The organism is Devosia neptuniae (genome assembly GCF_025452235.1).
Taxonomy (GTDB): domain Bacteria; phylum Pseudomonadota; class Alphaproteobacteria; order Rhizobiales; family Devosiaceae; genus Devosia.
Genome location: NZ_CP104964.1, coordinates 442,245 through 454,245, shown reverse-complemented (window position 1 = coordinate 454,245; position 12,001 = coordinate 442,245). Strand labels below are relative to the sequence as shown.

Sequence of the window (12,001 nt, the reverse complement as noted above, 5' to 3'; positions counted from 1 at the left end):
CTGCCCCGCCATGCCATTCGGCTTGTGTGCGGGGCGGCGAACCTGCTGCTAGCGCGAGTAGTGGATGCGCCAGAAATCCTGCCAGTCCTGGCGCAGCTCGAAATCGAGCTTGGCCGTCGTGGTGTCATAGGCCATCAATTCGCCCATCACAGCGGCGACGCCCGAGGCCTCCTCGGGGTTGGGCGCAATGGTGCTATTGGACGAAATCTTGCCGTCAATGGTCTGGGGCGCGATACCCTCTTCGGTCAGCAAATAGTGGATGAAGAGCCGCGCGGCATTGGGGCTGTCGGTGCCTGCTGCGACCATGCCAAAGCCGGGATAGAGCCAGCCGGCAAAGGGTTGCATGCCGCTGCAAATACCCAGCTTGTAGCCTTTTTCGGTATTGTCCCGATATTTGGCGACCGAGCTGATGCCGAAATAGGGCTCGGCCTGCCCCGGCGCACCGATGGCATCAGCAACGGCCGAAGAGTCAGCCACCAGCGGCTGGTTTTCCGCATAGGCCTTGACCCAGGCCGCCGTCGCACTTTTCTCGTCGGTGACCAGTGGCTTGCCGTAGAGCACTTCATAAGCCGACGCCATTTCGGCGTCATGATTGGTCTCGAGCTGGTTGAACCAATCTGCATAGGCGGGCTTGACCAGCGGATCGAGCATCGCAACCTTGCGGCTCCATTCGGGCTCCGTTAGCTGCCAGATATTGGTGACGGGGCAGGTTTCATAAGCCTCGGTATTATAGGTCCAGACATGGGGGTCGGTGACCAGCACCAGCGGGTCCTGCAAGGGCGCCGCGATATTGGGCGCCAGATCGGGCGGCACAAAATTCTCCACCACGCCTTCGGGCACCAATTGCCCCATCACCGCCGCCACATCGGCGGCCACGGTCACGTCGCCCGTGCTGTTGCCGGCCTGATGCTCGCGCAGCAGCAGCTCGATCTGGTCGGCTTCGGAGACCTTCTTGCCTTCGGCGGTGACGCCATATTTGGCGGTGAAAGTCTGAGCGGTTTCAACGATCTTGCCGGTCACCGCATAGACGGTGATAGGCGGCTCGCCCTTGGCGGCGGCAATCATCGCTTCAAGCTCGGCGCTCTCTTGCGCCAGAATGGGGCGCGCGCAGCACAGGGCCACAAGGCTGGTCAGGATCGCGGTCGTAACGGTCTTCGTCATCAAGGCGTCTCCGATTATCTTCGTTGTCACCTGGCCTTGGGCGTGCGCATCAACCGGTCGGCAGCGTCGAGGCGCTGGCCTTTGCGGTCAAACACATGCAGCGCCTTGGGCTTGGCCCAGACGGCCACCGCGGCACCCACTGCGATTTCCGGCGCTTCATGGGTGGTGAGGAACAGCGTGCCATCGCCGCTGCGCAATTCGAGAATCCAATTGCCGCCGGTCGGCAGAATGCCGGTGACCGTTGCCGGCAGCTGGAACGCCGTGGCGGGAACCGCCGATGCGTCCTCGTCGATCCGCAGAGCCTCGGGCCGCAACCCGACCGAGCCGACATCGCCCAGGCTGGCATAGCGTTCACTGAGGAACGCGCCCATGGCCTGCGCCGACGCGCTGCGCTTATCGGCCATCAGGTCCAGAATATTGATCGGCGGGCTGCCGACGAATTCGGCCACGAACCGGTTGGCCGGTCGCTCGTAGATATCGTCGGGCGTGCCCATCTGCTGCAATGTGCCCTCGCTCATCACAGCGATCGTGGTGGCCAGCGTCATCGCTTCCCACTGGTCATGAGTGACGAACACGATCGTCGTTTTGAACTCGGCATGGATACGTTTGAGCTCCGCCCGCATTTCGAGCCGCAACCGTGCATCCAGATTGGACAGCGGCTCATCGAGCAGCAGCACGCCAGGATTGACCGCTAGCATGCGCGCCAGAGCCACGCGCTGCTGCTGCCCGCCCGACAATTGAGAGGGATAGCGGTCGCGGTATTTCTCGATATCGAGCGCCCGCATCACCTTATCGACTCGCGCTTCACGCTCGGCCTTGGGAACCTTGCGCAGGCGCAGGCCGAAATCGGTGTTGCGCTCAATGGTCAGATGCGGCCACAGCGCATAGCTCTGGAATACCAGCCCCATTTCCCGCTTTTCGGGCGGCACGAAGACGCCATGGGTGACCGAATCCATCATGCGGTCACCGATATGGATTTCCCCGCCGGAAAGGTTTTCGAGCCCGGCAATCATGCGCAGCGTTGTGGTCTTACCGCAGCCCGAAGGGCCGAGCAGGCACATGAACTCGCCGTCGCCAATATCGAGGTCCAGATCCGTCACGGCATTGGCCGAATTGGCACCGTAGTTCTTTTGCGCTCCGCGCAGGTTGATCGTTGGCATGAACTAGCCTCCCAGCCCTTCGGCGATATTGGTTTTGGTGAGCCGCTGCGCGGCGAGCGTTCCGAAATAGGCGATGCCGGCAATGATCAGCACCACGCCATTGGCTGCCTGGGTGTAGTGATAATCGACCAGGCGCAGCGAGAAGGTCGTCAGCACATCGGTCGATGGCACAGCCAGGATCACGAAAAGGCTGAGCCCCTTAATGCCCGAAATGAAGGGCAGTAGAATACCAGTGACCAGCGATCCCTTCTGGATCGGGATCACCACGGTGATCATCCGCCGCAGCCAGCCGGCACCCGAAATCTGTGCAGCCTCTTCGGGGTCCTTGCCCAGCTGCATCATGGCCGAAATACCGGCACGCGAGGCATAGGGCATCTGGTCGGCAATCAGCGCCAGCATCAGGATCGTCACCGTGCCATAGAGCGCCGGGATCGGTCCGCGCTGCACGGCAAAGAGCGAGAGATAAGCCGTAGCGAAGGCGATGCCAGGCACCAGATAGGGCAGGAAGGTGATCTGCCGCAGGAAGACCGAGAGCGGCCGCAGCGGCGTGCGCACCACGACATAGCCCACCAGCAGCCCCAATATGCCCGAGGTGACCGAAGCGACGCCGACGATCCACAGCGTGTTCCACGCTGCCATCCACAGGTCCCGGCTGAGCAGGATGCCGGTTCGCAGCGCCACGGTATCGAGATTGGTGCCAATCCAATAATCGAGCGTGAAATTGTCGGGCGTGAACCGCGCCGGCTGCTTCATCACCGTGGACAGCAACAGCGTCAGCAGCGGCAGGCCAACGCTGAGCATGAAGATCAGCCCGGCAAACGCGGTCGCAGGAATGCGCAATACACCGAGCCGCGACTGGCGGTTCATCGTCCCCTTGGAACCGATAGTGACGAAGCGTCGGGCTTCCTTGACCAGCTTGGCATCGATCAACAGCGTCACGATACCGATCAGCATGATCGAGCCGGCCACCACCGCCGCCACGCCAGTCTGGCGCGAGGCGATATTGCGGAACAGTGAAGTCGCCAACACGTCAAACTTGACCGGCAGGCCCAGCACATAGGCCACGCCGAATTCGCCCAGGCATTTGGCAAAGATCAGCACGATGGCCGACAGCAGCGCCGGGCGCATCAGCGGCAGGATCACTTGCCAGGCCACCTGGCTCGGCCGGGCGCCCAGAATGCGCGCCGAATCCTCAAGCTGGCTATCGAACCGGCGCAAAGCCGTGCCGAACAGCAGGATGATGAACGGCGAATAATGCAGTGCCAGGATCACCGTGATCGGCACTTGCCCATAGGCCAGCCAATCGGGCGGCGTCAGGCCCATGGCCTCAAACCAGCCCGGTTGCCCGCCCACCGTGCGGTTCTTGAAGAGCGTGGTCCAGGCCAGCGCAAAGGTCCAGGCCGGCAGCATATAGGGCACGATCAATGCCGTAGCGAACCAGCGCCGGGCAAACATATCGGTGCGGCTGATCAGCCAGGCGAGCGGAATACCGACCAGCATGGAGAGGCTGATCGCTCCGGCCGCGACCGACAATGTGTTGAGCAGCGGCTGCCAGAACAGATCGCGCGAAATCGGCGAGAGGAAGGTACGGCTCAGGTAGTAAAGTGTGAAGCTGCCAATGTCCGAAGCAATGCGCCGCTCATCGCCAAACTGTACCCGCGCCGCATCGGTCAGCATGGACAGGATAGGCACCAGGATCAGATAGGCAAACAGCAGCGCCGCGAAAATTCCGATTAGCGTCGTCGGCTCGCGCATCGCCACCTTGAGACGATATTTCAACGCCTGACTGGCCGAAGGCTGGGCGACAGACCGCTTATCCTGCACCGGGCGCAATGAGGTTTCCGACACGCTCATCGGCCAGTCCACTTGGCCAGCGCACGCAGAAATAGTGCGCACGACATCACGGTCCCAATCATGCGGGTCCTCCCATAGTCATCCCCCTTGCTGCCAGGCCGGTTATGCCAGCTCTATCGAACAGCACGCGCCAATCCCGGCGCGTTGGAATGAATGTTCCACGGCAGAGGCTACATAGTCAATACAAGGAAGCAACAATTATGCACATGCGTGCAAAACGTCTTTTTGCGTGTTATATCAAATAGATATGGAAACATTTGCGGCAATTTTTATGTAGCACCATGCAATCATGTGCATATCGGTTCGCGCGCTTGAGCGAATGATCCAGGAGCGCTACGGCACGGCCGAGGACGATGTAAGAAGGAGGTGGACGGCTGGTATGGTCGTCAGACTTCGTAGCGCAAGGGAGTATGTACCGACGGGCGCGACGCTTGCTGGACGTTGGTACTCTTCACCGTGCATCGGCCGGAGACGATGTCCATGATGCCACGGAACAGGCTCTTTCTCTAGCAACGACCGCCGGCAGGTTCCCGAATAACATAGCGATTATTCTTGTCCAACTCGTTAGGGTCCACCAGAACAACCGAGTGTTGGCCAGCACTGGAGACGCAAACGAACGAGTACGGATTCGCTGTTGCATCGTCCACTAGGAGCAATGACTTAGCGAACATCCGCGCCAACTGGGCGGCGGCATCTAGAACGTACGGGCACGGCAATGACTCGGAGACATAGACGGTAATAAGTTGCGAATAGCTGTCTGAGCCCCGATCTTCAACGACGCACGTGGCGGGGGCATCTTTGATTTTACTGAGGCTGTGCACGACATCCACATTCTCGCTGGGAATGTTGAGCAATGTCGCTATGCAGCGTCGTAGAAGACCATCATCAACGGGGCTTTCCAAGGCGGCATCAAACCAGATCATTGTCGGCGTCCCAAAATGTCGAGCGGTCGCAGGCGCAACTACTAACCCGGTTTTTCCCACGGTTTGAACCTGCGCCGGCCAAAATCCGTAGCCAAAACACAGGCCCACGCTTCCGGCAAACTCGTATGGCTGTCGAAGCGGAACAGCTTCAAGCCCCTCGAAGTATAGTGGTAAAATCCATTGAACCCAGAGCCGGCGCGGTATTTTGTTGCGACGCGACACGGAATTTGGTCACGCGGTAGGTCCAGTCAGCTCAAGTGGTTCAGCAACTGGCCTTGCGTGGTCCTACTCTGAACCCGAAGGGCAGCTCTCGGGATTCTGGGCAATGGGGACCTGCCAGGCTGCTGCCTATCCTGCGCTAGTGAACGACGCGCTGCCGGTATGTCTCCAACTGGACCATTTTGTCTGTTGAGGCCGTTGGCTGCTGGACAAATCGAAGGAGCAATTCGGTCGTGGCATCGCGCCCCGCTGCCTTAGAGAAATTGTAGCCTTGGCCCAGTGTGCAGCCCAATGCACGAAGGTGACGCACCTGATCGGGCGTCTCCACTCCCTCCGCGACAACTCGGATACCCAGATCTCCCGCTATGCCGAGAACGCCCTTTATGATCGCGGCGCCTCCCCCTCCCTCGGCGATTCCGTCGACAAAGGACTTATCGATTTTGATGATGTCGATGGGCACACTGAGCAGATGAGTCAGAGACGCAAAGCCGGTACCAAAATCGTCCAACGCTACTAAAAGACCTTTTGACCGCAATGCACGAATTTCGTCAGCAATGGCTGTATAGCGCTGCCCAAGGTAAACGGACTCTGTGACCTCCAAAATGATGTGGTTGAGCGGCACGTTCAGGCCGCCGAAGGTTGTCGTCAGACGATCCCCCAGATCACCTCTGTGAAAGTCGCTCGATGAAACATTGATGCCGACATGTTGGACTGGGATGCCAAGGTCGAGCCAATGGCGCAGGTCCCTTGCGACATTACTCATCATCGTCTGTGTAATGCGCGACCCCAGCCGCACGTCTGTGGTCGCGTCGTGAAAGTCTCCCGCTGGCACGACACTACCGGAGTGCGTCCTCATCCGACACAACGCCTCCAGACCTACGATCTCGCTGGTGTCGAGGCGCACTATGGGCTGATAGAAGGTTTCGATCCTTCCTTCGTCGAGAGCGACTCCGACATTGTGGATGGCCTCAAATCGATGGGATATCGCGGTTTTTAGGGCTGGGGTGTGTAAGACGAACCGGCCTCTCCCGTTCTCCTTGGCATGGTAGAGCGCGAAATCGGCCTCGTGCCGCATAAGCTCACAATCTCGATCAATTCCAAGGACTGCTCCCCCGATCGTCACCGAAGGCATGACGGAGTGACCGTCGCACAGGGCTGCCTCTGAAACCGCTGCCATGATTTTCTTTGCCAAGGCGGCGACGTCATTGTGTTCGACCAGGACGGCGAACTCGTCTCCGCTCAGCCGAAATGAGCGATGCGGCATGGCGGTCGCAGCGATTCTGGAAGCCACAATTTGAATGAGAGCGTCGCCTGCACGATGCCCAAAGGTGTCATTGAACGCTTTGAGATTATCGATATCGAAGAGGAGCAGCCCCCGTGGACCCTCTTGCCTACTCGCTTCTTCCAACAAACTAAGTTCGAATTTTGCGCGGTTAGGAAGGCCGGTCAGGGCGTCGGAATACGCCATTCGTTCACGTTCAAGGACACGTTCATGGCGCTCGATAGCGATGGTACAAAGATGGGCACAGGTGGCAACGATCGCCTCCTCGAATTCATTGGGGCCGCGATGAACGCGGTAATAGAATGCAAACGTGCCGATGACCCGACCTTCGCTATTGAAGATAGGACTCGACCAGCAGGCCTTTATTCCAAGCGGTACGGCCGAGGCCCGGAACGCCGCCCAAAGTGGATCTGTCTCTATATCGGTCACAGTGACGGAGGCGCCTCGATAGGCGGCTGTGCCGCACGACCCAACGTCCGGCCCGATCGCGAGGCCCTCAAACGCGTCCGAATAACTCTGCGGCAGAGCAGGGCAAGATAGCGGATGCAGAAAGCCCCCCTATCCACGGCAAGCACAGAGCAAACTGTACCAGGAGCGATAGCCTCGACCTCGGTGCAAAGACGGTCAGTGGTGGCCTTGAGCGCTTCACCTTTTGCGACCATCTCTAGAATTACATTCTGTAGACGCAAGAGCATTGGCGCATGTCCCTAGGGCGAGTCATCTAGATAGGCTTTTAGACTGAGCGGCTTATGTTCAAGCTTGGTACAATTTTAGTAAGTTTTGGCTGTTGTGCCAGCGGGGACTGTACGACTTCGCGAGCTGTAGCCGCGGATTTATGAACCGTTCACGCTACCGGCGTATCTCGCTCTCTATTGCTTCGGACAGAGTTACCCTTGGAGCAACTGACCGGCATCCGATTTCAGACCCGAGCTCTTTCTAATAATGACAGCCAAAGCACAGATCCCAGGACGTTGGCCGACGTGGCCGATAACTGGACCTACCGATCGATTTTTACTAATTTCCGATCGCCCTGACCGCAGCGCCGACCTCGCTGACATATTGACCCTTGCCGGCGCGGTGACTCAAATCTCGCCTCTAGAGCTAAGTGGCCGGACCGATCACTACTTTCGCATGATCGTTGACGTCGACTTGACCGACATCGACACTGTTCTCGGACTACGGCGCCAGTTTGAAGCTCCCGCCGCACACCACGCGCCTCGCTATTTTGTCATTGGCGCGGATCGCCACCATGGCGGCACACAGGCCAGAGCCCTTGGCGCTAGCATGACCTTGTTCCGGCCGTTCGCCCCTGAAGATTTGCTGGGTGACATCAGCGCCGATTGTGCAGCCAGCTTTAGCGTCGAGCTGGCTCAGATCGATGACGTGGTCTGTGCCGGGGTCGATGCGGCTCACCGAGTGTTCCTGAAGATATTTGAAGGCCTGAAAGCCGGCCAAGGTCTTTCGCTCGAGGATGTTCTCGAACAGGAGGAGGTTATTTCGAACGCGCTCTGCAAAGGCGGGCTGCAGCGGTGGCTTGAGGTCGTTAGTCTGCACCACAACAGCACCTATAGGCACTGCTTGTCGGTCACGGGCTTCGCCGTGGCGTTTGCTCAACACTTAGGATTCAGCTCACGTGACCAACGTCGTCTCGCCCGGGCCGCTTTGCTCCATGACCTTGGCAAAGCATGTATACCACTGAGCATCCTCGATAAGCCGGGACGGCTGACGGAGCCAGAGATGGCGGAAATGCAGCGCCACTGCAAACTCGGATATGATTTGCTACTTCAACAGGGCGGATTTCCCAGCGAGTCCCTAGACGTCGTCCTACACCATCATGAATTGCTCGACGGAAGCGGCTATCCAGACCGGCTGTCCAACACGCAAATTAGCGACGTGGTCCGCATGGTGACGATTGCGGATATCTATTCGGCTCTTATCGAGAGGCGGTCATATCGCGCTGGCATGGACCGACACGAAGCCTTTTTGGTCCTGGAGAGCATGGGCGGAAAGCTGGATCGGGATTTACTCAGAGCATTCCGCGGAGTCGCGCTAGGAGCCGCGACCTAGGAAATGCTCGTTCTGATCTCATGCTGCCTTTCGAGCACGCAAAGCGCATTTGCCAAAAGCGAGTGATGATACAGAACCAGGCGTCGCCATGCTTGTGTTGGGAGGGCGTGGCGCTAGCTGCCGTCTCGGGTCGCAGGCAGGACATTGATGCTAGTCAAGATGCAGGCCCATTGAGCCGGATGGTGGTCGAAGTGCAAATGCACGGCGAGCTCAAGCGCGACTTTCAGTGTGAAGCTTTCGCCAGCGGGTGAGACGGTCCGGATCAAGCGTACCGGACGCTACTGCCGCCCGGACCGCGCAGCCTGGTTCGTGGTCATGAGTGCAATTGCGGAACTTGCAGGAGGGGGCAAGTTCGGTGATCTCGGCGAATAGCACATCCAAACCTTGCCCCAAGTCCTTCATGTGCAAACTTCTGACGCCGGGAGTATCGATCACCCAACCGCCACCGGCCATGGCGTGAAGCGACCGGGCGGTGGTTGTGTGACGGCCCTTTGAATCGCTTGGGCGGACACTTCCTGTCTGTTGGGGAAGCTGGGATCCACTGGCTACCAAATTATTGACAAGGGTCGACTTGCCGACGCCAGATGAGCCGACAATGGCTATGGTCGATCCCGGACCACACCAAGGCCGCAGGGCCGTTACCGCATCAGCCGAGCGGGCGTTAATTGTTACTACGGCCAATCCGCGCTGCAATGTGGCAGCTTGGCGCGCAAAATCTTGCGCGTCATCGGCGACATCGGCTTTGGTCAGAACGATGACGGGATTCGTTCCGGCGTCATTGGCGAACGCGAGATAGCGTTCGAGCCGCGCCAAATTAAAGTCCGCGTTACAGGAAGCGACGATAAAGAGCGTGTCGACGTTAGCGGCAACAAGCTGGGTTGGCCTTTTACCCTCTCCTGGACGCTGTAAAAGCGTCCTTCTGTCCAGGCGGCGATGCAGTGCCTTGGTATGGGGATTGACCAGCACCCAATCGCCAACCGCAAAGTGAGCAGTATCGGCGCGCGCAGGCAGTTCGATTTCGAACTGCTCGGCGTCCATGAGGCCCGTCAGCCGCCCGCGATGGACCGCATCAATGCGCAACCGCCAAAGTTCTGCTTCGCTGTCTGCAAGCTGACACTCGAAAAAGCTGTCCCAGCCGAGTTGCTCGTCAGCGAGGCGAACCATCACGGTTTCCTACCGTAGATCAACGTCTGGAGACCCTTGCCGGCGACCACTAGGACTTGCCCGCTGTCGGGGCTGGAACGTCACTCTGGCTTTCCGTCGTTGGTTTCAACTTGGCCTCTGCACGCTCACTGCTCTTCAGTTTTTTGAGCCGTTCACGTTCTTTTCGTTCAAAGTCATAGTTCGGTTGTCGAGCCATGGTGGCACTTTCTAAAAGGATAGTAGCTGGTCTTTCCCTGACCAAAACACATGTGTTCCTACTGTGAGTTGGGAATGTGGCCATTGTCCAAGCCGCTTGAGCGCCTTTGTTCGGCGTGCGGCTCTTTTCCGGTGGCAATAGCGGTCAATCTAGCGCGCGCAATCACTCGACCGATGCGACCAGGGTAAAACGACACCTTTGTCGGCGGCCGTTCGAGGCACTGCAAGAGATCGGTGATTCAGTCCGTCAAAATTTGGCCGGTCAGGAGGTATTCCATGCCTGTAATTCTCAGATCGATACTCGCTTGACCCCGAAAATAGGCTGGCGCGATCCTGGTGAGAAGTTGGGATCCAAATCCGGTCCTGGAGGCTTCCCTCAAGCCGCTTAGGCCGCCCTCCTTCCAACGGAAGGAAAACTGCCTTTGTTCGCTTATGCTCCAGCTGATGTTGAGATGGCCGTCGGCCGAACTCAGTGCTCCGTATTTCGCAGCATTCGTGGCCAATTCGTAGATAATCAGCGAGAATGGGATCACCTGAGTTGAAGGCAGATTCACGAGCGGTCCGGAAAGCCCGATCCGATCCCAGTCCAGACGATAGGGTGCTAAGCCGGTTCGGATGAGCTGCGACAACTCCGAACCCTGTCCGATGTCCGTCACCATGTCCTGCGCTTTACCAAGCGCAGCCAACCGATTTCCTATCGATTCTCTGGCCTCGTCCAGCGTGCGGGCATGCCTCAGGGTAGAGTTGACGACGGCCCCCGTGACAGCCATGACGTTTTTGATCCGGTGTGCCAGCTCCTTGTGAAGAACGGCCTCGGTTTGGCGCGCTACCACCCCCTGTGTGGTCTCGATAACGGTGTCCATCATGCCCATAACTTGGCCGTCGTCACCGCGGATCGGGCTATAGCAAAAGGTGAAATACGCCTGCTCGGGAGCGCTGCTCCGCTCGATGATTAGGGGGAAGTCTTCGATAAACGTAGATTCTCCTGCAAATGCATCTTGAGCTATCGGCCCAATGATATCCCAGGCCTCACTCCACACCTGCGAGAATGGCCGGCCAACGGCGCTTGGTTTCTCACCAAGAATTGGCAAAAAGGCATCGTTGTGGATCGTGATGAGATCCGGTCCCCATGCGATCGCTTTAGGAAAATCAGACTCCAGCATAAGGTTTACAACGGTGCGGAGGGGGCTTGGCCAGTTCGTGATCGGTCCCAGGGGAGTGCTCGACCAATCGAACGTCCGAACGATCTCGGCCATGGGCTTAGTCGAGGCCGGAAATTTGGAACTGTTATCTGACAATTATGCGCTCTCTAGCCATACCTGTTTACCTGTCTCCCACCCAGATCCCAATCACGCAAGTCTGATACGACCATGACTTAGCGTTCGCTGCTTTAGAGGCTCGGGATACCACCGGGGAGGCCAATCGTAGCTAAGATCAGCATGAAATGGCTCCCCGGGGAATTGTCGCTTCTGGCGCCAGGCATTGGCAGTGGGCCTATTCGTACGAGTTTAGTTCTTGGGCCGACATCCCTACCCGCGCGGCTAGGCGCCCGCCCCTGTCCGTCGCGGTCAGCAGTTGGCGCTCGGTCAGTGATGTTGATTGACATGTCTCTGTCCAAACGTTGCGACCTTGGACAGATTGGTGCCTAAATCGGCAGCTTGCTGTAGAGCGTGGTGACCTTCTCTACACCCGAACTACTCGTGTGCTTCACTCGTGCGCGCAGCCGAGTCACATCGCCGATCGTATGTAGATCCTCATTGAGCACCTTCATGGCTGCGGCTTGAGGGCTAGTAGCGACCACCTTGCACATGTCAGACTGTTGGGGTCGGCCGTCTGGGTCGGTATTATAGGACTCGACAGTATATTCGCGTTCAGACGCTGTGCTCATGGGTGCTCCTCATGCCACCGTAGCACGGTTGATCGACAGCACCACGAGATGTGCACCTCCTATGGCTGCAGCGCTGGTGAGCGTGAGC

Annotated in this window: 7 protein-coding genes and 1 pseudogene; 1 reads left to right on the top strand and 7 read right to left on the bottom strand. The window is 58.4% G+C overall.

Annotated features, from left to right (window positions below):
- Window positions 1-48 precede the first annotated feature (48 nt).
- From N8A98_RS02140 to N8A98_RS02120, 5 genes and pseudogenes are all read right to left on the bottom strand, one after another.
- A complete protein-coding gene (locus N8A98_RS02140) occupies window positions 49-1,161 on the bottom strand; it encodes an ABC transporter substrate-binding protein (protein ID WP_262165402.1) in 1,113 nt (370 codons plus the stop codon).
- Between the two features lie 26 nt (window positions 1,162-1,187).
- On the bottom strand, window positions 1,188-2,321 hold the full coding sequence (locus N8A98_RS02135; protein WP_262165401.1) for an ABC transporter ATP-binding protein: 1,134 nt from the start codon (window positions 2,319-2,321) through the stop codon (window positions 1,188-1,190).
- 3 nt (window positions 2,322-2,324) lie between these two features.
- Window positions 2,325-4,175 carry an ABC transporter permease gene (locus tag N8A98_RS02130; RefSeq protein WP_262165399.1) on the bottom strand — a complete coding sequence of 617 codons (1,851 nt, stop codon included), beginning with the start codon at window positions 4,173-4,175 and terminating at the stop codon, window positions 2,325-2,327.
- A gap of 506 nt (window positions 4,176-4,681) precedes the next feature.
- Window positions 4,682-5,098 carry a hypothetical protein gene (locus N8A98_RS02125; RefSeq protein WP_262165398.1) on the bottom strand — a complete coding sequence of 139 codons (417 nt, stop codon included), beginning with the start codon at window positions 5,096-5,098 and terminating at the stop codon, window positions 4,682-4,684.
- A gap of 358 nt (window positions 5,099-5,456) precedes the next feature.
- Window positions 5,457-7,294 (bottom strand): annotated as a pseudogene (locus N8A98_RS02120) (putative bifunctional diguanylate cyclase/phosphodiesterase).
- 454 nt (window positions 7,295-7,748) lie between these two features.
- On the opposite strand from N8A98_RS02120, the gene N8A98_RS02115 reads away from it, so the two are divergent.
- Window positions 7,749-8,666, top strand: coding sequence for an HD-GYP domain-containing protein (locus N8A98_RS02115; protein WP_262165396.1), 918 nt, complete (start codon window positions 7,749-7,751; stop codon window positions 8,664-8,666).
- A gap of 210 nt (window positions 8,667-8,876) precedes the next feature.
- Here the strand turns inward: N8A98_RS02115 and rsgA are convergent, their stop codons facing one another.
- Window positions 8,877-9,830 (bottom strand): ribosome small subunit-dependent GTPase A, encoded by a 954-nt coding sequence (gene rsgA, locus N8A98_RS02110; protein WP_262165395.1) that lies wholly within the window; start codon window positions 9,828-9,830, stop codon window positions 8,877-8,879.
- A 434-nt stretch (window positions 9,831-10,264) separates the two neighbouring features.
- Window positions 10,265-11,281 (bottom strand): HWE histidine kinase domain-containing protein, encoded by a 1,017-nt coding sequence (locus N8A98_RS02105; protein WP_262165394.1) that lies wholly within the window; start codon window positions 11,279-11,281, stop codon window positions 10,265-10,267.
- Between the last annotated feature and the right edge of the window lie 720 nt (window positions 11,282-12,001).